Origin of the sequence: Streptomyces poonensis (genome assembly GCF_014650915.1) — a bacterium.
Taxonomy (GTDB): domain Bacteria; phylum Actinomycetota; class Actinomycetes; order Streptomycetales; family Streptomycetaceae; genus Streptomyces; species Streptomyces poonensis.
Window position 1 is genome coordinate 423,053 of the sequence record NZ_BMVW01000004.1, and the last position, 24,285, is coordinate 447,337.

Genomic DNA, 24,285 nt, shown 5'->3' on the forward strand with positions numbered 1-24,285 from the left:
GGGGATCAGACCCAGGTGCCCCGCTCCTGGAGGACCTCGCGCAGCGTGTCGATGTGATCGGTCATGATGCCATCTACACCCAGATCCAGGAGCCGGTGCATCCGCTCCGGTTCGTTCACGGTCCACACGTGGACCTGCAGCCCGCGCGCGTGGGCGGCCCGGACGAACCGGTGGTCGACCACCGGGACGCCCGACTGCGACTCGGGCACCTGCGCGGCGACCGCCGAGCGGCGCAGGGCGGCCGGCAGGCCCCAGGAACGCAGCCGCAGCCCCAGGACGCCGCCGGTGCCGTACGAGGTCGCGAGCCGGGGGCCGCCCAGGCGCTGGGCGCGGGCGACGCGCGGCTCCGAGAACGAGCCGACGCAGACCCGGTCCCAGGCCCTGGTGCGCGCGATCAGGTTGAGCAGCGGATGGAGGGCCGCCTCCGCCTTCACATCGACGTTCCAGCGCACCTCGGGGAAGGTCTCCAGCAGTTCCTCGAAGAGGGGGACCGGCTCGACGCCCGCCACGCGCGCGTGCCGGACGTCCTTCCAGTAGAGGTCGGCGATGTGGCCCGTGCCGTCGGTGACCCGGTCGAGGGTCGCGTCGTGGAAGGCGACGAGCTTCCCGTCGGCCGTGGCGTGCACATCGGTCTCCATGTACCGGTAGCCGGCCTCGGCCGCGCGCCGGAACTGGGCCGCGGTGTTCTCCAGGCCGTCCGCCGCGCCGCCCCGGTGGGCGAAGGCGATCGGGCCGGGATGGTCCAGGTACGGGTGGCGCGCGGGAGTCGTCGTCATGGTCACCTCCGCAGTATCGCCCGCTCCGGTGGACCCGAGGCGACGACGGTACTGCCGTGCGCCGAGGGAACGGAGAACACCCGCAGGAAGAGCTGGGCCAAGGGGCCGATGCTGATCGCGTAGAGGACGGTGCCCGCGCCGATCGTGCCGCCGAGGGCGAAACCGGTCACCACGACGGCCGCCTCGATCGCCGTCCGCATCAGCCGGATCGAACGCCCGGTGCGCTGATGCAGACCCGTCATCAGCCCGTCGCGCGGGCCGGGGCCGAAGCGGGCCGCGATGTAGAGGCCGGTCGCCACGCCGTTCAGCAGGACGCCGGCGAGGAGCAGGGGCACACGCGCGATCAGGGAACGCGTGTCGGGCACCGCCGCGAGCGTGGCGTCCATCGCGAGGCCCACCACGAAGACATTGGACACCGTGCCGAGGCCCGGCCGCTGGCGCAGCGGGATCCACAGCAGCAGCACCACCGCCCCGACCACGATCGACACCACGCCGATCGTCAGCCCGGTGAGCTCGGCCAGCCCCTGGTGCAGTACGCCCCAGGGCTCCAGACCGAGGCCGGCCTCCACCAGGAGCGCCGAGCTCGCGCCGTACAGCGTGAGACCCGCGTACAGCTGGAGCAGCCGTCGTCCGAGGCGGCGGGGCGGGTTCGGGACGGTGGACAAGACGTTCCCCCTCAGCTGGTGGCAGTGGCCTGACGCATGTCACTCTGTGGCTTGGTGGCGCACGCCATCCATGGCCAATTCGGGGAAGGTGGACTGGAAATCATGGCGCAGTGGACCTCGGCGGTGGGTGCTGCACAGCTCGCCCGGCTGCTCAATTCCCAGCAGGAGCGCCCCTCCGGCCCTGGCACCCGCCGTCCGCCCGCCTATCGCGCGCTCGCCGACGGCGTCCGGCTGCTCGTGCTGGAGGGCCGGGTGCCGGTCGCCGCCCGGCTGCCCGCCGAGCGGGAGCTCGCGCTCTCGCTGTCCGTCAGCCGTACGACGGTCGCGGCGGCCTACGAGGCCCTGCGTACCGAGGGGTTCCTGGAGTCACGCAGGGGAGCGGGCAGCTGGACCGCGGTTCCGGCCGGTAACCCACTGCCCGCGCGCGGGCTGGAGCCGCTGCCGCCCGAGGCGCTCGGCTCCGTCATCGACCTCGGCACCGCGGCCCTGCCCGCCCCCGAGCCCTGGCTCACCCGGGCCGTGCGGGGAGCGCTGGAGGAGCTGCCCCCGTACGCGCACACGCACGGCGACTACCCGGCCGGGCTGCCCGCGCTGCGCGCGTTGCTCGCCGACCGCTACACCGCGCGCGGGATCCCCACCATGCCCGAACAGATCATGGTCACCACCGGGGCGATGGGCGCGATCGACGCCATCTGCCACCTGTTCGCGGGGCGCGGCGAGCGCATCGCCGTGGAGTCCCCCAGTTACGCCAACATCCTCCAGCTGATGCGCGAGGCGGGCGTCCGGCTGGTGCCGGTCGCGATGGCGGAGGACCTCGCCGGGTGGGATCTGGACCGCTGGCGGCAGGTGCTGCGCGAGGCGGCGCCCCGGCTCGCGTACGTGGTGGCCGACTTCCACAACCCGACCGGCGCGCTCGCCGACGAGGACCAGCGGCGCCGGCTCGTCGACGCGGCCCGCGCCGCCGGGACCGTGCTCGTCGTCGACGAGACCATGAGCGAGCTGCACCTGGACGCGGACGTGGAGATGCCCCGGCGGATGTGCGGCTTCGATCCGGCCGGCTCGACCGTCATCACGGTCGGCTCGGCGAGCAAGGCGTTCTGGGCGGGTATGCGGATCGGCTGGGTGCGCGCCGCGCCGGACGTCATCCGCAGCCTGGTCGCGGCCCGCGCGTACGCCGACCTCGGCACCCCCGTGCTGGAGCAGCTGGGCGTCAACTGGCTGATGAGCACCGGAGGGTGGGAGCAGGCCGTGGCCGTGCGCCGGGCGCAGGCGCGCGAGAACCGGGACGCGCTCGTCGCCGCCCTGCGCCGGGAGCTGCCCGACTGGGAGTTCTCGGTGCCCCGGGGAGGACTCACGCTGTGGGTGCGCACCGGGGGCCTGTCGGGCTCGCGGCTCGCCGAGGCGGGGGAACGGGTCGGGGTGCGCGTTCCCTCGGGGCCCCGCTTCGGGGTGGACGGCGCCTTCGAGGGATACGTCCGGCTGCCGTTCACCGTGGGCGGCGCGGTGGCCGACGAGGCGGCCGTACGGCTCGCTGCGGCGGCGCACCTGGTGCGGACGGGCGCTTCCGGGGGCGGTGCGGAGGCGCCGCGGACGTTCGTGGCGTGAGACCGGCCGGGGCATGCCGGTGACGGTGTCAGCGGCGGTGTCAGGAGTGGCGTCAGGTGGTGTCAGTGGCGGCTTCCCGCGGATCCGCCCGTCAGCCTTCGGCGACCGCGACCTCGGCGGTTTTCGCGCCGGGGTTCGTACCGGAGGTTGTATCGGAGTTTGTATCGGGCTCCCGGTCGGGCTTCGGCGGTACGACGCCCGCGTCCGCCGGGGCGGCCTCCGCGGCCGTCGCGTCGGCCGGAGCCGTGCGTTCCGGCAGCAGGGCCAGTACCGCCTGGCGGTCGTTGTCGCTGGTGGCGTCGTCGTACGGGTCCGGAGTGGCCGGGACCTGGAGACGGTGCACCGGGCCCGCACCGAGGCGGGCGTACCCGCGGCCGGGCGGGACGTCCCAGGCGGGCGTGGTCTGCGGCGGCGCGCCGAGCACCGCCTCGACCTGCTCCGGGGACGCGGGGCCGAGCACCACACGCGCGTGTGTGTGCTGGCGTACCGCGTCGGAGAGGGCGTCCAGGCCGTCGAACTGCTCGGCCACGACGATCGTGACGTGCGCCGGTCGGCCGTGCCGCAGCGGCACCTGGAGCAGGGACTGCGGGTCCCGGCCGCCGTCGGCGGCGGCCAGGTGACCGAGTGCGCCCGGCCGGTCCAGCAGGATCCACAGAGGGCGCCTGATGTCGTCGGGCGGCGGGTGGCCCGCCTGGCGTGCGCGGTTGGCGGCGATCAGCCGGCGCTCCGTCTCGTGCGCCGCCCACTCCAGGCTCGCCAGCGCGCCCGCCAGGCCGCACTCCACGGCCAGGACGCCTTGCCGGCCGGTGAGACACGCGTACTCCCCGGTCCCACCGCCCTCGACGATCAGGACGTCGCCGTGCCGCAGGGCCTGGAGCGCGATCGAGCGCAGCAGGGTCGTCGTACCGCTGCCCGGCCGGCCCGCCACCAGCAGATGCGGTTCCGTCGAGCGCGGGCCCGTGCGCCAGACGACCGCGGGAACGTCGCGCTGCCCGCCGTCGTCGCCGTCGCGGTCGAGGGGCAGCGTGCGCCGGACGGTGGTCGCGTCCGTGAAGCCGAGGACCGTCTCGCCCGAGGTCGTGACGAAGTGCTGGGCCGTGATGTCGGTGGGGAGCGGGGCGAGGACCGTGACCGTGAGCTGGTTGCCCTCCTCGTCCCAGTCGAAGCGGTACTCGCGGCCGCGGCCGGCCTTGGCGTGCAGCAGATGCTCGATCCGCGCGCGGGACTCGGGTTCGCCGTCCGTGAAGTACGCGGGATAACGGATCTCCAGGTGACGGACCCGGCCGGTGTCGTCGAACCCGTACGCGGGGAACGCCTTGTTCCACTCGCCGCCGTGGACGTACAGGGGCTCCGGGTCGGCGGCGGCCGTGAAGTACGGCACCAGGGCCTCGTACAGCGACTGGAGGCGCTGCGCCTGGGCCTCGTCCGGACCCGTGGGCGACGGCGCGGCACGTTCGCGGCCGTGCCAGGCCGCCGCCGCCATCAGCCCGGCGACGGCGAGCAGCGGTCCGTACGGCACCAGGGCGACGACCAGGACCACCGACGCCACCAGGAAGAGCAGTGAGCCGCGCTTGTCCTTCGGGGTGTCGGCCCACTTGCGCCGTCCGGCCGCCACGAGCCGGCGCAGTCCGCGGGTGATCGTGATCAGCGGGTGGAGGACGTCGGAGGCGCCGTCGGCCGCTGTCCGGGCCAGCTCCCGGCTCCGGGCGAGGTGCGCGCCGCCGCTGCGCAGAATGCGGGGGAGGGGACGCCGGACCACTGCGGTCTCCTACGGATGCGGGTGCGGATGCGGGTGCGGATGCGGGGACGGGTGTGTCCGGCGGACGCGGATCGCGCGCGGACGGGGACGGCTCAGAAGTTGATTCCGCCGAGAAGGCTCGCGAGGCTCTCGCCGCCCGCCTTGATGCTCGGCGCGATGGCCGTACTGGCGAGGTAGAAGCCGAACAGCGTGACCACGATGGCGTGCGAGGCCTTCAGCCCGTCCTTGCGGAAGAAGAGGAAGACGATGATGCCGAGCAGGACGACGCCTGAGATCGAAAGAATCATTTGTGCTCTCCTGGTCGAGGGGGACAGTCACCTTGAGTTCTTCCAGGGTCACAGGATGTATCCATACGACAAAAGGTGCAACTGGGTGAATATCGGACGGTTTCACCTTCCCGGCGCAGCCGTCCCAGGGCCGTCTGATCAGCGATGTTGCGCCCGACCGGGACAGCTGTGATCTTTGCCTCGGTCGGCTCCGGTCATGTGTGTCCGGAGCCCAGTACGCTGACGATTCACCCGTACGGCGGCAGCGACCCGCCACCGTGCGCACCCCACGTTGTCCGCCGAGCTCGCCCGAGCTCGGAACTGCTCGCTGCGAGAGGCGGTCCGGCCATGAGTGAAGCCCCCGACCCCGAGGTCGTGGAGCTCGCGACCAAGATCTTCGACCTGGCCCGCCGCGGTCGTACGGAGGAGCTCGTGGCGTACGTCGACGCGGGCGTTCCGGCCAACCTCACCAACGACCGGGGCGACACCCTCGTGATGCTCGCGGCCTACCACGGCCACGCCGAGGCGGTACGCGCCCTCCTGGAGCGCGGCGCCGAGGCCGACCGCGCCAACGACCGAGGCCAGACCCCGCTCGCCGGAGCGGTCTTCAAGGGTGAGCAGGAGGTCATCCAGGCCCTCCTCGACGGGGGCGCCGACCCGCTCGCGGGCACGCCGTCGGCCGTCGACACGGCCCGGATGTTCGGCAAGGCGGAGCTGCTGGAACTGTTCGGCGCACACTGATCCGACTGTCCTGAGCAGGTAGAACACGGAAAACGGGGGAGGCGGTACGGGGCCGCCGGAAATATCGGTCGCGGCGGGAAGAACCGCCGGGTCATCATGACGTCGTGATTCACGGACGCGATGGCCGGGCAGGTGTTGCCGCACCGCGCGGGCCGTGATGCGGCCCGCATGGGCCACCGACGAGAGGCAGAGGAAGATGGTCTACAGCAAGCAAGAGACGGCGGGCGCTCCGACGTGTTGTCACGCGGCCAGGTAAAGCACGATCCCCGGTTGCGTCGACGCTTGATGTGAGGCTGTTTCCCATGTTCGAACCGGTCATAGCGCCCAGCGGTACGCTGCTCGGCCTGCTGCAGCGGGGCCGTGGTGACGGCACGCTGCACGCGCTCACCGCCCCGCGGGCCGAGGCACTCGCGGCCCTGAACCACTGTGTGCTGAGCGACCCCCGCCACGACTGGCAGGTGGAGAACCGCTCGCTCTACTACGCCCGGCTCTACCTCGACCTGCACGGTGGGCTCGACGAGATCGAGCGGCACCTCTTCGCCCCCGAGGACGTGCTCGACACCTGCGAGTCGCGCACCGGTCTGGCCCTCGCGGTCCTCGGCCACCTCGCCTCGTACGGCAGGCGGGACGCCCTCGTACTGCTCCGCAGGTACGCCGCGTCCGGCACCAACTGGGCCTGGGCCCTCGACGAGCTCGCCCTCAGGGACGACGACGCGGGCCTGCGCGCCCTCGCCGCACCCGTGCTCGCGCGCTTCCCCGCCGATGCCGAGGGCGAGGCCGAGCTCGCCGCCGCCGTCCGCGACGCCTTCGAGCCCCGTCCGTGGCGGCTGTGGGCCGAGGACTCCCGTACGGCGATCGCGGCGCGCGTGCGCGCCGCCCAGGAGACCGGCTGCTTCGACCGCTGGCAGCGGCAGATGGACTCCTCCGGACCGCGCCCGGGATGGAGCGTGCGGGCCGTCTTCGACTGGGCCCAGCAGGGCCTCGACCGCGGCGCCGCGCTCCATGTCCCGGCCGCGCGCTGCCTCATGGCCGTAGCGGGCCCCGAGGACCGCGCCGAGATCCTCGACGCCGCCCGCGCCGGCGGTGACGGCGCCCGCTGCACCGCCCTGCGCTACCTCGCCGACGGCAACGATCCCGATGCCCTCGACCTGATCGAGGGCGCCGTGGCAGACGGTTCGGCGGCCGTCGTGGAGGCCGCCGTCGACGCCTTCGAGCGGATGCGCAGCGTCGCCGCCGTGGAGCGCGCGCGCCGCTGGGCGCACCGCCCCGACGCGCTCGGTGCCGCCGCCGGACGTGTCCTGGCCTGCCGCGGCGGCGCCCAGGACAGCGATCTGGTGCTCGCCGCGCTCCGCGAGGCCGTACGGGGCGAAGGGCCCGACGCGCCCACCCTGTGGACCCTCGTCGACGGCACCGGGCGCCTCGGCATCGCCTGCGCCGCACCCGTCCTGCGGCACATCTACCGCGAGACCGCCTCCTCCCATCTCCGTGGCCGCGCCGCCCGGGCGCTCGCCGCCACCGACCCCTCCTTCCCGGCCGGCTTCGCCGTCGAATGCCTCTGGGACTGCGAGGAGTCCACGCGCGAGGTCGCCGCACGGCACGCCGAGACGGGTGACGCGCGCGTGGTCGACCAGTTGCGCCGGCTCGCCGCCGATCCCGCCGAGGAGGCGGAGGTCCAGACGGCCGTACGCAGCCGGATCGGGCCCGACATGCCCGCCGTGTGAACACCGGGTGACCCGGGGGAAAGGGTCGCGGAGCGGAACGGTCACGGAGCGCAACGCTCATGGACCGTTTCCCGCCCGGAAAGATCGACGTTGACGCGTCCACGTCCAGCGCGAGGACAACACCCGTATGCGTGTCGTCATCGTGACCGAATCCTTTCCCCCCGATGTGAACGGCGTGGCCCACTGCGCCCTCCAGACCGTGCGGCACCTGACCGCGCGCGGTCACGCCCCCCTCGTCGTGGCCCCGGCACCCGCCCCGGGCACCCCGGCCGCCGCCGAGGTGCCGTGTCCCGCTGTCCCCCTTGTTCACGTTCCCTCCCTGCCGCTCCCCGGCTACCCCCAGGTCCGCGTCGCCCTCCCCAGCCGGCGGCTCGTCACGGCGCTCACCGAGCACCGCGCCGACCTCGTCCATCTGGCGAGCCCGTTCGTCCTGGGGGTGCGCGGCATGGCGGCCGCCGCCCGGCTCGGCATCCCCGCCGTCGCCGTCTACCAGACCGACCTCGCCGGATACGCCCGCACCTACATGGGCGCCGGGGAGGCCGCCGCCTGGCGGCGCATCCGCTCCGTCCACTCCGCCGCCGACCGCACCCTCGCACCCTCCGGTGCCGCCCTGCACGACCTGGAGGCGCACGGGGTGCCCAGGGTCCGGCTCTGGCCGCGCGGCGTGGACACCGTCCGCTTCCGCCCCGGCCGCCGGGACGCCGAGCTGCGCCGCGAACTGGCCCCGAACGGCGAGCTCCTCGTCGGTTACGTCGGCCGGCTCGCCCCCGAGAAACAGGTGGAGCTGCTCGCGGGCGTGTGCGGCATGGCCGGCGTACGGGTCGTAATCGTCGGCGACGGGCCCAGTGAACCGGGGCTGCGCGAGGCGCTGCCCGGCGCCGTCTTCCTCGGGCGCCGCACCGGGGACGAACTCGCCCGAATCTTCGCCTCCCTGGACGTCTTCGTGCACACCGGGCCCTACGAGACCTTCTGCCAGACCGTGCAGGAGGCCATGGCCAGCGGGGTTCCCGTCGTGGCGCCCGCCGCGGGCGGCCCGCTCGACCTGGTGGCCCACGGGCGGACCGGCCTGCTCGTCCCCCCGCGCGACGCGGCCGCCGTACGGGACGCCGTGTGGTCCCTGGCCGCCGACGCACAGCTGAGGGCCGCTTACGGCGCGGCGGCGCGGACCGCCGTCGAGGGACGCACCTGGGAGGCCGTGGGGGAGATGCTCCTCGGGCATTACGCGGAGGTGCTGGCGGCGCGGTCGGTGGTGGCGGCGTGAGCGGGCGTGCGGTGGGAGGAAGCGGTGGCGCCGGCTCGCATCCGTCCGGTGCGCCGGCCGGTGCACAGGTGCCGCGGTCGTACGGCGGTGGCGGGGGACTGCGGATCGTGCGGCTCGCCAACTTCGTGGCGCCCGCGTCCGGCGGGCTGCGCACCGCCCTGCGCGAACTGGGCACGGGGTACGCGGCGGCCGGGCACGACCCGGTGCTCGTCGTGCCCGGCGAGCGGTACACCGACCGGCAGACCGAGCAGGGAAGGGTCATCACCCTGCCCGGACCGCTGCTCCCCGGCACCGGCGGCTACCGCGTCCTCACGGACAGGCGGCGCGTCGCCGCGCTCCTGGAGTCGCTCGCGCCCGACCGCCTGGAGGTGTCCGACCGCACCACCCTGCGCTGGACCGGGGCGTGGTCCCGGCGGGCGAGGGTGCCCGCGGTGATGGTCTCCCACGAGACCGCCGACGGGGTGCTACGCACCTGGGGACTGCCGGAAGGGCTCGCCCGGCGGGCCGCCGACGCCCTCAACCTCCGTACGGCGCACACCTACGCGCGCGTGGTGTGCACCACCGAGTTCGCGGAGCGCGAGTTCGTGCGGATCGGTGCGCGCAACGTCGTCCGGGCGCCGCTCGGCGTCGACCTCGCCGGACGGCACCCCGCGCTGCGGGACCCGGAGGTGCGCGCCCGGCACGCGCGCGTGGAGGACGCGCTGCTGGTGATGTGCTCCCGTCTGTCCGTGGAGAAGCGGCCCGGGACGGCGCTGGACGCGCTGGAGGCGCTGCTGCGGCGCGGACGGCGTGCGGTGCTGGTCGTCGCCGGGGACGGGCCGCTGCGCGGACGCCTGGAACAGCGGGCGCGCGGGCTGCCCGTGACGTTCCTCGGGCACCTGGCCGACCGTACCGAGCTGGGCGCCCTGCAGGCCTCGGCCGACGTGTGCCTGGCGCCGGGGCCCGCGGAGACGTTCGGGCTCGCCGCGCTGGAGGCGATGGCCTGCGGCACACCCGTGGTGGCCAGCGCCTCGTCCGCGCTGCCGGAGGTCGTCGGAGCGGCCGGGGCCACCGCGGCGGACAGCGGGGAGGCGTTCGCCGACGCGGTGGAACTGCTGCTCGGGCGCCCTGAGCGCGAACGCCGGGAGGCCGCACGCGCGCGTGCTGAGCTCTTCGGGTGGCGCACCGCCGTGGAGGCCTTCCTGGCGGCGCACGACGCGCCCGTACGACGGCCGGTGGGGGAGCAGCCGGTGACGCAACCGGAGCCGGTGCGGAAGGGTGTCGAGGCGCCCGTCGAGAAAGCGGTCGAAGGGGCCGTCCGATGAGAGCGCCGCGGTTCGTGGCGCTCGGCGACTCGCTGACGGAGGGCGTGGGCGATCCCGTCGGGAACGGCTGGCGCGGCTGGGCCGCCCTCCTCGCCGAAGGACTGGGCCCCGGCGCGGAGTTCACCAACCTCGCCGTCAGCGGTGCCCAGACCCGTGACGTCCTGGAACGGCAGACCCCCGTCGGACTGGCGCTGCGCCCGGACGTCGTGTCCGTGGTCGTGGGCGTCAACGACACCCTGCGCCGCACGTTCGACATCCACGCCGTCGCCGCCCGCCTGGACGCGGTGTACGCGGCCTTCCGCGCGCGGGATGCCGTCCTGCTCACCGCCTGCCTGCCCGACCCCGGCGCGCTGCTCGGGCTGCCCGGCGCGCTGGCCAGGCCGCTCGCCCGGCGGCAGCAGGGGGTCAACACCGTCGTCCACGCCCTGTCGGAGCGGTACGGAGCGGTCCATCTGCACGCCTGCGACGGCGCCTGGGTGACGGACCCCGGGATGTGGAGCGCCGATCGGCTGCACCCCGGCGAGCGCGGCCACCGGCAGCTCGCGGTGCGCTTCCACGCGCTGCTCGCGGACGCGGGCATCGCCACCGGGGCGGCACCCGGTGCCGAGCCCCGGCTTCCCGAACCCTCCCGGTCGGCCGTCCTGCGGTGGCTGGCCACGCAGGGCACCGCCTGGGTCGCCCGGCGGTGCACCGATCTGCTGCCGCAGCTCCTCGCCCTCGCCGCGGCGGAGGTCCGCCACCAGGCCCGCGGCACGAGCGCCCGGCTGGACCTCGGTGCCTCGCGCGCGGTGGCGTCGGCGCTGGCCGCGCTGACGGCACCCGAACGGGCGGACGCGGCTTGAGCCCGGCGTGCCCGCGGACGGCTGCAGGGGGGCCGTACGGGCCGGTGAGGGCGGCCGTACGGCGGGTTGCGCCGTACGGCTGCCGCGAGAGCCGTACGGCCGCCCTCTCAGCCCCGCCGCCGTACCGCCACGAACCGCACCGGTGTCCCCGGTGCGGCCTGGGCCGCCGCGGACAGGTCGGCCGGATCCGCCACCGCGATCACCGGGTAGCCGCCGGTCGTCGGATGGTCGGCGAGGAAGACGACCGGGCGGCCGTCCGGCGGCACCTGGACCGCGCCCAGGACCATGCCTTCGCTGGGCAGTTCACCCGTGACCGCCCGTTCCAGGGCGGGTCCCTCTGTGCGCAGGCCGATGCGGTTGCTCGCGCTGGACACGGTGTACGGGTGGGTCGTGAAGGTCCGCAGGGCCGCCGCGGTGAACCAGTCGTCGCGGGGCCCGGGGGTCACCCGCAGCACCAGCTCGGTGGGCGGCGCCGGGTGCGGAACGACGTCCACGCGCGCGTGGACCATCGCCGGAGGTCCCAGCGGCAGTACGGTCCCGTCGGTCAGCGGGGCGGGTCCCAGCCCGGACAGCAGATCGGTCGAACGGCTGCCCAGTACGCGTTCGACGGCCACGCCACCGGAGACGGCGAGATAGCTGCGCACTCCCGAGCGGGCGGGCCCGAGGTCGAGCAGGGCCCCTCCGGGCACCCACAGCTGGGTCCCCCAGGCTGCCGGCCGCCCGTCCAGGGTGACCGGGCAGGGCGCGCCCCCGACGGCCATGGTGACCGCCGAACGCGGCCGTACGGCACAGCCGTCGAGCGTGGTCTCCAGCACCGCGGCGTCCGCGTGGTTGCCCACCAGCCGGTTGACCAGTGCGGCGGCGGGCGCGTCCAGCGCTCCGGAGCGGGGCACGCCGAGATGGGCGTGGCCGGGCCGCCCCCGGTCCTGCAGGGTCGTGAGGGCCCCGGCGCGCACGACGACGAGGGCACGGTCGGTCACGGCGCCCCCACCGGGACGAAGCGGACCCGGGTGCCCGGCGTCAGCAGGGCGGCCGGCTCGCGCGTGTGGTCCCACAGCACCGCGTCGGTCGTCCCGATCAGCTGCCAGCCGCCGGGGGAGGACCGCGGGTACACGCCCGTGTACGGGCCCGCCAGCGCCACCGAACCCGCCGGGACGGCCGTCCGCGGGGTCGCCCGGCGCGGGACCTCGCGGGGCAGCCCGGTCAAGTAGCCGAAACCGGGCGCGAAGCCACAGAAGGCCACCCGGAACTCGGCCGCCGCGTGGATGCGGGCCACCTCGTCCGGGGCCACCCCCCAGTGCGCGGCGACGTCCGCGAGGTCGGGGCCGTCGTACCGTACGCGCATCTCGACGACGTCCTCCGCGCGCGGGGGCGCGGGCGGCACCTCCCAGGAGACGAGCCGCTCGGCCAGGCGCGCGGGGGCGTCCAGGCCGTCGAGGAGGACGGTCCGGGCGGCGGGGACGATCTCGGCGGCCGTGAGCTCGCCCGAGGCGCGGCGGCGCAGCAGCTCGGCGTGGAGCGCCTGCGCCTCCTCGCCGGACGCCACCTCGATCAGGAGCGCGCGGTCCCCGGCCGGCAGGACCCTCATGCGAACGCCTCCACCCGGACGCCCGAGGACGTGAGCGCCGCGCGGACCCGGCGGGCCAGCTCCACGGCGCCCGGGGTGTCCCCGTGCAGGCACAGCGACCGGGCGTGCACCGGAACGCGCTTCCCGGAGCGGGAGACGACCGTGCCGGAGCGGGCGAGACCCACCGACCGCTCGACCACGGCGTCGCCGTCGGTGATCACGGCACCGTCCCGGCCGCGCGGCACCAGCGTGCCCTCGTCGGTGTAGGCGCGGTCCGCGAACGCCTCGGTGACCGTCGGCAGCCCCGCCTCCCCGGCAAGGGCCAGGAAGCGTGAACCGGGCAGTCCCAGGACCGGGAGTCCGGCATCCGCCAGACGGACGCCGTCGACCACCGCCCGGGCCTGCTCCTCGTCGTGCACGATGCGGTTGTAGAGCGCGCCGTGCGGCTTCACGTACGACACGCGCGTGCCCGCCGCGCGCGCGAACACCCCCAGGGCGCCGATCTGGTAGGCCACTTCGGCGGCCAGCTCGCCGGGCGGCACGTCCATCGCGCGGCGCCCGAACCCGGCCAGGTCCCGGTAGGACACCTGCGCGCCGATCCGTACGCCGCGCCCGGCCGCCAGCTCGCACACCCGCCGCATGGTGACCGGGTCGCCCGCGTGGAAGCCGCAGGCCACATTGGCGCTGGTCACCACGGACAGCAGCTGTTCGTCGTCGGTGAGCCGCCAGCGGCCGAAGCCCTCGCCGAGGTCGGCGTTCAGGTCGATCGAGGTCATGTGGTTCCGTTCTGTCGTGCGGGCCGTGCGCGGCAGGCCCGCGGGCCCGTGGACCCGCGAACCCGCTGTTTCCAGCCTGGCGCTCCCGGCCCACTGTGTCAGGCCCGGTGCGCCAGGTCCGGTGGTGCTCGGAGGGGGGCCGGTGCGTCAGGCCACCCGGTACTGCTCGTCCCGGGCGTCGGTGAGGAACATCTGTCCCGGGGCGTGGGTGACGGCGAACGGCGGGCGCGAGGCCATCACCACGGCCTGCGGCGTCACCCCGCAGGCCCAGAACACCGGGATGTCGTCCGGTCCGGCGTCCACCGGGTCGCCGAAGTCCGGGCGGGCCAGATCCGCGATGCCGAGGCCCGACGGCTCACCGCAGTGCACCGGGCTGCCGTGCACGGCCGGGAGGAGACTCGTCTCCCGGATCGCGGTCGCCACGTGCTCCGGTGGCACCGGCCGCATCGACACCACCATGGGGCCGCGCAGCCGCCCCGCGGGACGGCACGCGCGGCGCGTCACGTACATGGACACGTTGCGGCCCTGCTCGATGTGGCGCAGCGGCACGCCCGCCTCGGCGAGCGCCCACTCGAAGGTGAAACTGCACCCGATCAGGAAGGACACCAGGTCCTCGCGCCAGACGTCGACCACGTCCGTGGGCTCCGCGACCAGCTCACCGTGCTCCCACACCCGATAGCGCGGAAGATCGGTGCGCAGGTCCGCGCCCTCGGCGAGCGGGGTGGTCCAGGAACCGGCGTCGGTGACGTCCAGCACCGGGCACGGCTTGGGGTTGCGCTGGCAGAACAGCAGCATCTCGTACGCCCAGTCGGCCGGCACCGAGATCAGGTTCGCCTGGGTGCGCCCGGCGGCGATGCCGGTGGTGGGACCGGTGAGGCCGGCACGGAACCGGGCCCGTGCCTCGCCGGGGGTCCACGCGCGCGCGTGCTCCGCCTCGGGTACGCCGGGGGTCGTGGGAATGTTCCGGGTCGTCAGGTCCGTGAGGTGACCCTGAGTGGTGGAGGGGTTCACACGAGCTCCTTCCCTCGCGTCTCCGGAAGCCCGAGCAGCGCGAGTGCCGCCAGGCCGTAACCGATCGCGCCGAAGACCAGCGCACCGCCCACACCCCAGCTGCCGGCCAGGAAGCCGACCGTCGTGGGGAAGACGGCGCCCACGGCGCGTCCTGCGTTGTACGTGAAGCCCTGCCCCGTGCCGCGCACGGCCGCCGGGTACAGCTCGCTGAGGTACGAGCCGAAGCCGCTGAAGATGGCCGACATGCAGAACCCCAGGGGGAACATGAGCGCCAGGAGCAGCCCGTCGGCGCCGCTCGGGATGTTCGTGTACGCCCAGATGCACAGCGCCGACAGGACCGCGAACAGCCAGATGTTGCGCCGGCGGCCCAGCCGGTCGGTGAGGTACCCGCCGGTGATGTAGCCGATGAACGCCCCGGAGATCTGGAGCGCGAGATAACCGCCGGTGCCGACCACCGACAGATCGCGCTCCGTCTTCAGATACGTGGGTACCCAGGTGGCCAGCGTGTAGTAGCCGCCCTGGACACCGGTCGAGAGCAACGTCGCGAAGACCGTGGTGCGCAGCAGGCCCGGAACGCCGGCGGTGCCGGGCTTGAAGATCGCCGTGAAGGAGCCCTTCGCGCTGCTTCTTTCGCGCGTGGCGGCCGCCTCCGGCGCGTCCTCGACCCGGCGGCGCACCCACACGACGAGGAGCGCGGGCAGCGCGCCGGTCCAGAACATCACACGCCAGGCGAGGTCCTCGTCCAGGAACTCGAAGACCAGCGTGTAGACGACGACGGCCAGACCCCAGCCGACGGCCCAGGAGCTCTGGATCGCGCCGAGCGTACGACCCCGGTGCTTGGCGCTCGCGTACTCGGCGACCAGGATCGCGCCGACCGCCCACTCACCGCCGAAGCCGAGTCCCTGCACGGCCCGGAAGACCAGCAGCGTCTCGTAGTCGGGAGCGAAACCGCAGGCCACGGTGCCGATCGCGTACACGGCGATAGTGATCATCAGTGCCTTCACCCGCCCGACGCGGTCCGCGAGCACTCCGGCGCCCGCTCCGCCGATCGCCGAGACGACCAGGGTGACCGTGGTGATCAGTCCGGTCTGGCCGCTGTCCAGGCCGAAGGAGGCGGCCAGCGCGACCATGCTCAGCGGCAGCGTGAAGTAGTCGTACGAGTCGAGGGCGTAGCCGCCGAAGGCGCCCGCGAAGGCGCGGCGGCCGCGCGGGCCGAGGGCGCGCAGCCAGCCGAGAGCGCCGTCGGACGCGCTGCCGGACGCGTGGTCGTCGGTGCCCGCATCATCGGCGCGGTGCCGGGCGCGGGCTGTCGGGGCGTGAGGGGGAGGGTTCGTGCTCATGGGCACCTCGCAATGAGGACGGAGGGCGCGTGCGAACTGAGCCGTGCCGTGCGGGGAAGCCGGCGCCTGCCGGAGCTGAGCGGGTGTCCGACTCCTTCCAGCAAGGTAGAGGATCGTTGAACAATCCCTCAATACCCATGTTGTTTCGTTCTTGTCCCTACGCTTAGATTCCCGGCATGGCAGAACTGACGGGACTGGCCGACGACCGGGCACTGCTGGGCCGCACCAGCACGGCGGAGCGGGTCTCGGACATCCTCAGAAGCCGGATCGCCGAGGGCTTCTTCCCGCCCGGCACCCGGTTGTCCGAGGACAGCATCGGCGGGGCGCTCGGCGTCTCCCGCAACACGCTGCGCGAGGCGTTCCGCCTGCTCACCCATGAACGGCTGCTCGTGCACGAGCTCAACCGCGGCGTTTTCGTACGGGTGCTGACCGTGGAGGACGTCGAGGACATCTACCGCACCCGCAGCCTCGTCGAGTGCGCGGTGGTCCGCGGCCTCGGCGAGCCCCCGTACGCGGTGGAGGCTCTCGCGAAGGCCGTTGCGGACGGGCAGCGGTCGGCCCGCGAGAGCGACTGGAAGGGTGTGTCCACGGCCAACATCCACTTCCACCGGGAGCTGGTCGCCCTCGCCGGCAGCGAGCGCACCGACGAGCTGATGCGCAGCGTCTTCGCCGAACTGCGGCTCGCCTTCCACGTGGTGGACGACCCGCGCCGCCTCCACGAGCCGTACCTCGCCCGCAACCGGCAGATCCTCCAGACCCTCCAGTCGGGCGACCGCGACGGCGCGGAGCGGCTCCTCGCCGGCTACCTCGACGACTCGCTGAGGGGGCTGGTCGAGGTGTACGGGCGACGGGTGGCCGACGCCGGGCAGGGCATCGGCTTCGGGATCGGCTGACGACCGGGCGCGCCGCCGGGCGGAGTCCGGGGCTCCAGGCAGGCGGCTTCGCGTGGGCGTGGGGCTGGCTGTGCCTGAGGGTTTCGCGTGGGCGTGGGGCCGTGCCTGAGGGTTTCGGGAGGGTGTGGGGCCGTGCCTGAGGGTTTCGGGAGGGTGTGGGGCCGTGCCTGAGGGTTTCGGGAGGGTGTGGGGCCGTGCCTGAGGGTTTCGGGAGGGTGTGGGGCCGTGCCTGAGGGTTTCGCGTGGGTGTGGGGCCGTGCCTGGGGGTGTCGGGAGAGGTGCGCGGCCGCGCACCTCTCCCTCGCGGCTTCGCGGTTCGCGGCGTGGGCGCGGCCGGTGTCGGAACGGTGGGCCCGCACCCGGCCCGGAATCCGCGGTCCTCCCCGCTGCGATCCCCGCCCCCGCCTCCCGCTCCCGCGCGGAGCGCCCCCGCCGTTTGGGTCGTTGTCAGAGCGAGGACCTAATCTGTGCACCGTGACTTCGCCTGCATCGACGGACAGCGTTCCGCCCCAGCTCAGCGCGGGGCCGCGGCCCGCGCCGGGCCCGGCCGCCGACGAGGGGCTGGCGCGGCGGCTGCGCGCGCTCGCCTGCACCGCGCCGCTGCACGACCTCGACGCGCGCAAGGCCAACCTCGCGGGTGAGTACTCGGTGTACGGCATGGCGGAGATCGCCCTCGCGGCCATCGATCTCGTCACGCTCAACATGGACTTCGACACGGGCGCCGACCACGAGCAGATCGTCGCCCGGCTCGTCCCGCGCATCGCCGCGCAGGCCCCCCAGCGCCCCGCCGCCGAGCACGAGCGCGTCGCCCGCTGGGTACTGGAGAACCTGATCAACGTCGGCAGCGTGGACCGCGGCTTCCGGGCCGTGTACGGCACGTTCGCCCCCGACGGCACCTATGTCCGGCGCGACTACGACTTCAAGCTGATCGAGGAGGTCCCCGGGTACGGGGGCGGCGTCTACCTGCGCACCACCGACGAGGCCGTCAACGTCCTGGTGGGCGCCCTCGACACCGATGTCACCAGCGCCCAGATCGCCGCCGAGGTCAAGCTGGAGGTGCTGATCAGCCGCGGCCGGCTCGCCGACGCCCAGCTCGCCGCCGAACAGGCCCGCTACCGCACCGTGCAGTACTCGGAGACGCTCAGGAAGGCCCTGGACGCCACCCGCCGCAACGTCCGCGCGGTGGACTGGCTGCACGCGGTGCCGGACATGATCGCCGAGGCCCTCGACCACGTGGCCGACCGCTACCGCCACGAGAACGCGATCCTCACCAACATCCGCAAGGCCCGCGACGAGTCCGAGGAACCCGAGCACAAGCGGCGCGCCGCCGAGCTGGTCGACATCGTCAAGGACTGCATCCGCCGGCACACCCAGCTCCAGTCCCGCCTGCTGGAGGCCGGCCCCCTCTTCCGTGCCGAGCAGGACCGCCAGGCCTTCGCCACGCCTGCCGCGGAATCGGGGATAGACCTGTACGGGCATCTGGTCGCGCCCGTGCTCCCGATGCCCCTGGAGCAGGCGGTCCGTGTGACGGACGCGTTCTTCGCGCGCGGGACGGGATTCCGTACACGGGCCTCCGTGCGTGTCGGGGACCTCGTCGACCTGCTGCTGACGCCGCCCGTGGAGCGCGAGCACCTCGGCGCCGAGATGCCCGAGCCGGATCTGATCGCCACCCCGGACGACAGCCGGTTCAGCGAGGAGCAGCTGGCCGCCGCCACGGAGCTGCTCGACCTGCCCGCGGACGCGCCCCGCCGGCTGTCCGGCCTGCTCGCCGAGGCCCGCCGCCAGGACCCCGAACTGCCGTATCTGGTCGCCCTGCTGGCCGTGCACGCGGCCAGCCCGCCGGTCGGCACCGCCTACCGTCAGGGCGAGGAGAAGCTGCTGTTCGCGGTGGACGACGGGACCGAGCTGGACGACGCGGAGTTCGGGGGCGCGGATCTGATCGTGGGGACGGCGCTCCTGGACGCGGTGGGAATGGCGGCGGACAGATCATGACCGCTTCGCCGCCGAGCTGCGCAACGGCAGCTCACGCGCCACTGAGCGCAACGCAACGACCCGTACCACCGAACGAGGAGCCCCAGCCGTGACCGAGCACGTCGAGTGGAGTGAGCCGGAGGCCGTCGCCGCTCCGGCGTCCGCCGCCGTCACCCCCGCCGACGCCGCCGACGCGGCGCGGCTCGTCGCCTTCGGCCTCCAGCCCAAGCTGCAGCCCGCCCGCGACCAGGAGTACGGGGAGCTGCTGCGGCGCTACCGGGAGGACCCGCCGTTCGCGCGGCTCGCCGACGCCGTGGCCACCGGGCTGGGGCTGGTGGTCCTGGAGGTGTCCCCGCGCGCGGGGATGGCCGTGACGGCCGCCGAGGACTCCGTGTTCGCCGTACGCATGAGCGACTACGCGCGTCGTACGTCGTCCGACGCGGGCGACCGGTTCCTGCACGGACTGGCCCATCTCGCCGTCGCCGCCCTGGCGTTCCCCCGCCCCGAGGACCTCGCGGACGACGGGTACATCGGGCGCGTGTCCGTCAACGGCGTCGACTCCTTCGTACGGCAGGCCTGCCGTCGGCTGGAGGAGCGGGCCGAGGAACAGGGCGAGAACACCGACCCGGCGACCGACGCCCCCGGACTGGAGGCGGCCTGGCGCATCTGGGCCAGACGCAGCGCCACCGGGGCCACCAAGGACGCGCGCAGACTGGCCGGTTCGACCACCGGCATCGTCGGCAAGGCCGTCGCGTTCCTCACCGACTCCGGGTTCCTGCAGCGCACCGGCGACGACAACGGCGGCACCTACCGCACGACCGCCCGCTACCAGCTCCAGGTGCGCGACATGGCGGGCAGCGCCGCCCTGGCCGAACTGCTGGAGCTGGGCGTCGTCCCGGTGACCGACGGCACCGCCACGCTGCTGCCCGCCGAGGACACCGACGACCTGGAGCTGGTGGCCGACGCCGGGCTGCCGTTCCACTCCTGACCAGGCTCCCGGCCTGATCCGCCTCCGAACCACCCTCACGACCGCGAAAGTCCGCCGCCATGTACGAGCTGTCCCGGGTCCGCCTCTACTCCATCGGGCCGGCCGGTGCGCGCTACGCCGACACCGTGCTGGACCTGCGGGGTGTGGGCGAGCCCGTGCCCGACCCCGCGCCGCAGCAGGCGGAGTTCTTCGAGGAGGAGCCCGTCGGCCCGCCGCGCCGCCCGGCCCCCGCGGGCGTGCTCTTCCTGGAGAACGGCGGCGGCAAGTCCGTCCTGCTGAAGCTGATCTTCTCGGTGATGCTGCCCGGCCACCGCAACACCCTCGGCGGCGCCAGCTCCGGCGTGCTGCGCAAGTTCCTGCTCGCGGACGACTGCGGGCACGTGGCCCTGGAGTGGCAGCACACGCTGACCGGCGAGTGCGTCGTGGTCGGCAAGGTCAGCGAGTGGCGCGGGCGGCAGGTCTCCAACGACCCGCGGAAGTTCGCCGAGGCCTGGTACTCCTTCCGGCCCGGCCCCGGACTCAGCCTGGACAACCTCCCGGTCGCCGAGTCCACCGCCGTACGGCCGCCCGTCGAGGGCGTCTCCGGGGCGCGTGGACGGCGCCGCACGATGAAGGGCTTCCGGGACGCGCTCATGGAGGCGGGCAAGACCTACCCGCACCTGGAGGTGCACTGGGAGGAGATCCACGACCGCTGGAACGAGCACCTCACCGACCTCGGCCTCGACCCCGAACTCTTCCGCTACCAGCGGGAGATGAACGCCGACGAGGGCGAGGCCGCCGGCCTGTTCGCGGTCAAGAAGGACTCCGACTTCACCGATCTGCTGCTGCGCGCCGTCACCGACACCCGTGACACCGACGGACTCGCCGACCTGGTCGGCGGCTTCGGCAACAAGCTGGGACGGCGCGCCGAGCTGATCGCCGAGCGGGACTTCACGGCCGGTTCCGTGGACCTGCTCGGCCGGATCGTCGACGCCGCCGAGGCACGGCAGCGGGCCCGGGACATCCACGCCGCCGCCGAGCGCCGCACCCGCACGCTGGCCCGCAGGCTGTCCGCCCGGGCCGGACAGGAGCGGGAGCGGGGCGCCGACCTCGCGCAGCGCGTCACCGCCGCCGCGCACGCCGTCACGGAGGCCGAGAGCGTCCGCGAGCGCAGCGCGCTCATCGCGGCCGAACTCGCCTACCGGCACGCCTCCCTGGCGCTCGCCGCCGCCGAGAAGTCCGCCGCCGCGCAGAAGCGCGAGCTCGCCGACGCACGCACCCTGCACTCCGCCTGGCAGGCCGCCGAGGCCGTACTGCGCCACCGCGCCGCCGCCGACCGCGTCGCGCGCGTGGCCGCCGCGATCCAGGAGGCCGAGCGGGACGCCGCCCCCGCGCTCGCCGCCCGCGCCAAGGCCGCCGTCGACCTCGTACGCGCCCTGCAGAGCGCCGCCGAGAGCGCCGAGTCCCTCGCCAACGAGGGGGACGAGCGGTCCGCCGCGCTCCAGGAGGCCGGCGAGACCGCGTACCGGGACTCCACGACCGCCGCCACCGAGGCCCAGCGTGCCCGCAGCGAGGCCGGGCACCTGCGGCAGCGGCTCGCCGAGGCCGAGCAGGAGACCGCCGAGGCCGTACGGGCGGGCTGGCTCGACGACAGCGCGCCGGACGCCGACCCGGCGCGGGCCGCGCTCGCCGCCAGTGACGCGGAGAAGACGGCCGTCGCCGCCTGGGACACCGCGCGCGAGGCGTCCCGCCGCGCCTCCGAGCACGCCCGGGAAGCCGCCTCCGCCGAGTCGCGCGCCGAGCTGACCGCGGCCCGCGCGGCGGACGCGGCCACGGCGGCCGAGCGCGCGTACGAGGCGGAGCGCCGTACGGCCGAGGCGCTGGCCGCGGAGGAGCGGCTCGCGGAGCTGCTGAGCCTGCCGGGCGCCTCAGGCGGGGTGCCGGCGCCGCGGCGCGGCGACGCCGACGGTGAGCGCGAGGGCGGCACCGACGGCGCGAGCGGGGCGCAGGACGGCGCGGCCGGGACGTCCGCTCGCGGCGCGGCCGTCCGCGACCTCGCCGACGGCCCCCTCACCCCCGAGGAACTGGACCGCTGCGCCGACGAACTGCGCGAGCTGCTGGACGAGAACGTCGCCGCCGCCGAACGGCACCTCTTCGAGCTGCGCACCGCAGCCGCCGACGACGCCCGGATCCTCGGCGCCCTCGGCGACGGCGGACTGCTCCCGCCGGGTCCGGACGTGCTCGCCACCGTGGAGTTCCTCGGCGAGCACGGCATCCCGGCCCTCCCCGGCTGGCGCTACCTCGCCCAGGCGGTCGACCCGGCCGACCACGCGCGCGTGCTCGCCGCCCGGCCCGAGCTGGTCGACGGCGTGATCATCACCGACCCGGACAGCCACGTCCGGGCCCGTGAGGCGCTCTCCGGCGCCGCGCTGCTGCCCCGCTCCACGGTGGCCGTGGGCACCGCCGCCGCGCTGCTCGCGCCCACCCCCGCCCTGGACGGGAGCGACACCGGCGTCTTCCTCGTCCCGCCGAACCCGGCCATGCACGACGAGCACGCCGCCGACGAGGAGCGGCAGGCGCTGCGCGCGCGGGCGACCGAGCGCGACGAGGAGATCCGTACGCTCGCCGCGCGCCTCGGCAAGGACCGGGAGCTCGCGGCACGGCTCACCTCCTGGCGCACCGGCTGCCCGGCGGGACGCCTCACCGAACTCGCCGCCGCCGCCCACGAGGCACGTGCGTTCGCCGAGGAGACCGAGGCCGAACTCGCGGAGGCGCGCACCGTGCGCGCCGAGGCCGAGGAGGCCGCCGCCGAGGCCGCCCAAGTGCGCGACGAACGCCAGGAGGCCGCACAGCGGGCCCGGCGTGCCGCCGACGCCCTCGCCGGACTCGCCTCCCGGCTGCGGGAACGCGCCACCTGGCAGGTCAGGCTGCGCGAGCTCGCGGACGAGGCCGCCGAGTCGGAGGCCCGCGCCCAGACCTGCCTGGAACGGGCCCGCGCCGCCGACGAGGACCGCCGCGCCGCCCAGCGCGCCGCCGACGACGCCCGCCGCACGGCCCGCGCCCTGCGCGGCGAGCGCTCCGAGATCGCGGGCGCCCCCGACGACGTACCGGAGAACGACTCCCCGGCGCAGCCGCCGCAGGCGTCCCTGCCCGCCCTTCGCGAGGCCTACCGGGCCGCCTCCCAGGTGTACGAGAAGGTCGGCGTCGGCGCCGACCTGCGCGCCGAACAGGCCCGCGCCGAGAGCGACGAGTCCGCTGCCCGCGCCGAGCTCGACCGGCTCAGCAACAAGGTCCGCAACCGCGCCGAGCAGCTCCTCCAGTCACCCGACGGCTCCGACGGGCCCTCCCGGCAGGCCGCCGCCGCGCGCGCGGAGGAGCTCGTGCAGCTCCTGGAGACCCGTATGTCCACCGCGAGCGAGCAGCTCGGGAGGCTGCGCGGCGAGGCCGAGCGGCTCGCCCCCGAGGACGGCGAGGAGGCGCACACCGAGCTGCCCGCGGACCTGTTCCCGGTCGGCGCCGAGCACGCCCAGGCCCTCCTGCGCAACGCCACCGCCGAACTCGCCTCCCGCACCGAGGCGCTGAACCAGGCCCGCGAGACCCACGCGAACCTGCTGGAGGCCCACCGTGCCGCCGAGGACGCGGCCGGCGGCTTCGACGAGACGGCCGCCCTGCTCCGCGACCTGCTGCGCGAGCACGCCCCGGCCGAGGAGCAGGAAGCGCCCGAGCCGTACCCCGGCAGCCTGGAGGAGGCCCGCAAGGCCGCCGCCGACACCCGCCGCTCGCTGCGCGGCTGCGCCGCCGACCTGTCCGCCGCCGAGGCCGCCGTACGCGAGGCGAGCGACATCCTCGTCCGGCACGCCAACTCCACCCGCTACGAGCAGGTCCGCACCCCGGCCCGGCAGCAGATCCGCGAGCTGCCCGCGTCCGCGCTGCCCGAGCACGCGCAGAAGTGGGCGGACGCCTTCGCGCCCCGGCTGCGGGTCCTCACCGACGAGCTGGAGCAGCTGGAGCGCAACCGGGACTCGATCGTGGATCGGCTGCGCGGGCTCGTGGAGTCGGCCCTCGCCACGCTGCGGTCCGCCCAGCGGCTGTCGCGGCTGCCGGAGGGGCTGGGGGAGTGGTCCGGGCAGGAGTTCCTGCGCATCCGCTTCGAGGAACCCGACCAGGCCACCTTGGTCGAACGGCTCGGCGAGGTCATCGACGAGGCCACCCGCGCGGCCGTGAGGAAGAACTCCGATCTGCGGCGCGACGGCATGTCCCTGCTGCTGCGCGGGGTCGCCGCGGCCCTCCAGCCCAAGGGCGTCGCCGTGGAGATCCTCAAGCCCGACGCCGTGCTGCGCGCCGAGCGGGTGCCCGTCGGGCAGATGGGCGACGTGTTCTCCGGCGGACAGCTGCTGACCGCGGCGATCGCGCTGTACTGCACGATGGCGGCGCTGCGCTCCAACGACCGGGGTCGCGACAAGCACCGGCACGCGGGCACGCTGTTCCTCGACAACCCCATCGGGCGCGCCAACGCCACGTATCTGCTGGAGCTCCAGCGGGCCGTGTCGGACGCCCTCGGGGTGCAGCTGCTCTACACCACCGGTCTGTTCGACACGACCGCACTCGCCGAGTTCCCGCTGGTCATCCGGCTGCGCAACGACGCCGACCTGCGGGCCGGTCTGAAGTACATCAGCGTGGAGGAGCACCTCCGCCCGGGCCTGCCGCAGCCGCCCCAGGCGGGGGAGGCGGTGCACAGCGAGATCACGGCGACTCGGATGTACAAGCGGCCGGCACCGGCTGCCTCCTGACCCCGAGGGGCGGCCGGCACCGGCCCGGTC

19 protein-coding genes are annotated in these 24,285 nt (G+C 74.7%); 10 read left to right on the forward strand and 9 right to left on the reverse strand.

The window, feature by feature from the left end; all coding sequences use genetic code 11:
- Positions 1-5: 5 nt before the first annotated feature.
- Together IE242_RS14765 and yczE are read right to left on the reverse strand one after the other, a co-directional pair.
- Complete coding sequence (locus IE242_RS14765) at positions 6-776, reverse strand: glycerophosphodiester phosphodiesterase family protein (RefSeq protein ID WP_189859182.1); 771 nt, start codon at positions 774-776, stop codon at positions 6-8.
- Positions 777-778: 2 nt separating this feature from the next.
- On the reverse strand, positions 779-1,441 hold the full coding sequence (gene yczE, locus IE242_RS14770) for a membrane protein YczE (protein ID WP_189859184.1): 663 nt from the start codon (positions 1,439-1,441) through the stop codon (positions 779-781).
- Positions 1,442-1,543: 102 nt separating this feature from the next.
- Between yczE and IE242_RS14775 the strand changes: the two genes are divergently transcribed.
- Positions 1,544-3,046, forward strand: a complete 1,503-nt coding sequence (locus tag IE242_RS14775; protein WP_189859186.1) for an SCO1417 family PLP biosynthesis transcription factor — start codon at positions 1,544-1,546, stop codon at positions 3,044-3,046.
- A 91-nt stretch (positions 3,047-3,137) separates the two neighbouring features.
- Here IE242_RS14775 and IE242_RS14780 read toward each other — a convergent pair whose 3' ends face one another.
- Positions 3,138-4,805 (reverse strand): ATP-binding protein, encoded by a 1,668-nt coding sequence (locus tag IE242_RS14780; RefSeq protein ID WP_189859188.1) that lies wholly within the window; start codon positions 4,803-4,805, stop codon positions 3,138-3,140.
- A 92-nt stretch (positions 4,806-4,897) separates the two neighbouring features.
- The gene (locus IE242_RS14785) at positions 4,898-5,092 is read right to left on the reverse strand and encodes a hypothetical protein (protein WP_189859190.1); all 195 of its coding nucleotides are present in this window, start codon (positions 5,090-5,092) and stop codon (positions 4,898-4,900) included.
- A 327-nt stretch (positions 5,093-5,419) separates the two neighbouring features.
- On the opposite strand from IE242_RS14785, the gene IE242_RS14790 reads away from it, so the two are divergent.
- The 5 genes from IE242_RS14790 (at position 5,420) to IE242_RS14810 (ending at position 10,940) form a co-directional block, all read left to right on the forward strand.
- A complete protein-coding gene (locus IE242_RS14790; RefSeq protein ID WP_189859192.1) occupies positions 5,420-5,812 on the forward strand; it encodes an ankyrin repeat domain-containing protein in 393 nt (130 codons plus the stop codon).
- A 302-nt stretch (positions 5,813-6,114) separates the two neighbouring features.
- Complete coding sequence (locus IE242_RS14795; RefSeq protein WP_189859194.1) at positions 6,115-7,533, forward strand: HEAT repeat domain-containing protein; 1,419 nt, start codon at positions 6,115-6,117, stop codon at positions 7,531-7,533.
- A gap of 127 nt (positions 7,534-7,660) precedes the next feature.
- Positions 7,661-8,794, forward strand: a complete 1,134-nt coding sequence (locus tag IE242_RS14800) for a glycosyltransferase family 4 protein (protein WP_189859196.1) — start codon at positions 7,661-7,663, stop codon at positions 8,792-8,794.
- Positions 8,795-8,862: 68 nt separating this feature from the next.
- Positions 8,863-10,098 carry a glycosyltransferase gene (locus IE242_RS14805; RefSeq protein ID WP_229858927.1) on the forward strand — a complete coding sequence of 412 codons (1,236 nt, stop codon included), beginning with the start codon at positions 8,863-8,865 and terminating at the stop codon, positions 10,096-10,098.
- Positions 10,095-10,940: an SGNH/GDSL hydrolase family protein gene (locus IE242_RS14810; protein ID WP_189859198.1), complete on the forward strand. Its 846-nt coding sequence runs from the start codon at positions 10,095-10,097 to the stop codon at positions 10,938-10,940. The genes IE242_RS14805 and IE242_RS14810 overlap by 4 nt, the downstream gene beginning before the upstream one ends.
- A 107-nt stretch (positions 10,941-11,047) precedes the next feature.
- On the opposite strand, the gene IE242_RS14815 is transcribed toward IE242_RS14810, so the two are convergent.
- The 5 genes from IE242_RS14815 to IE242_RS14835 form a co-directional block, all read right to left on the reverse strand.
- Positions 11,048-11,920: a 5-oxoprolinase subunit C family protein gene (locus tag IE242_RS14815; protein WP_189859200.1), complete on the reverse strand. Its 873-nt coding sequence runs from the start codon at positions 11,918-11,920 to the stop codon at positions 11,048-11,050.
- Positions 11,917-12,528 carry a 5-oxoprolinase subunit B family protein gene (locus IE242_RS14820; protein ID WP_189859202.1) on the reverse strand — a complete coding sequence of 204 codons (612 nt, stop codon included), beginning with the start codon at positions 12,526-12,528 and terminating at the stop codon, positions 11,917-11,919. Before IE242_RS14820 ends, IE242_RS14815 begins: the two co-directional genes overlap by 4 nt.
- The gene (locus IE242_RS14825; RefSeq protein WP_189859204.1) at positions 12,525-13,283 is read right to left on the reverse strand and encodes a LamB/YcsF family protein; all 759 of its coding nucleotides are present in this window, start codon (positions 13,281-13,283) and stop codon (positions 12,525-12,527) included. Before IE242_RS14825 ends, IE242_RS14820 begins: the two co-directional genes overlap by 4 nt.
- 147 nt (positions 13,284-13,430) lie before the next feature.
- Positions 13,431-14,258 (reverse strand): putative hydro-lyase, encoded by an 828-nt coding sequence (locus tag IE242_RS14830; RefSeq protein WP_189859288.1) that lies wholly within the window; start codon positions 14,256-14,258, stop codon positions 13,431-13,433.
- 32 nt (positions 14,259-14,290) lie between these two features.
- Entirely contained in the window at positions 14,291-15,634 is a 1,344-nt protein-coding gene (locus IE242_RS14835) for an MFS transporter (RefSeq protein WP_189859206.1), read from the reverse strand.
- 176 nt (positions 15,635-15,810) lie between these two features.
- Here IE242_RS14835 and IE242_RS14840 point away from each other — a divergent pair, with 176 nt between their 5' ends.
- The 4 genes from IE242_RS14840 (at position 15,811) to IE242_RS14855 (ending at position 24,255) form a co-directional block, all read left to right on the forward strand.
- A complete protein-coding gene (locus tag IE242_RS14840) occupies positions 15,811-16,527 on the forward strand; it encodes a GntR family transcriptional regulator (protein ID WP_189859208.1) in 717 nt (238 codons plus the stop codon).
- 474 nt (positions 16,528-17,001) lie between these two features.
- Positions 17,002-18,519 carry a hypothetical protein gene (locus IE242_RS14845; RefSeq protein WP_189859210.1) on the forward strand — a complete coding sequence of 506 codons (1,518 nt, stop codon included), beginning with the start codon at positions 17,002-17,004 and terminating at the stop codon, positions 18,517-18,519.
- A gap of 88 nt (positions 18,520-18,607) precedes the next feature.
- Positions 18,608-19,486 carry a hypothetical protein gene (locus IE242_RS14850; RefSeq protein WP_189859212.1) on the forward strand — a complete coding sequence of 293 codons (879 nt, stop codon included), beginning with the start codon at positions 18,608-18,610 and terminating at the stop codon, positions 19,484-19,486.
- 59 nt (positions 19,487-19,545) lie between these two features.
- The gene (locus IE242_RS14855) at positions 19,546-24,255 is read left to right on the forward strand and encodes a coiled-coil domain-containing protein (RefSeq protein WP_189859213.1); all 4,710 of its coding nucleotides are present in this window, start codon (positions 19,546-19,548) and stop codon (positions 24,253-24,255) included.
- Positions 24,256-24,285 lie beyond the last annotated feature (30 nt).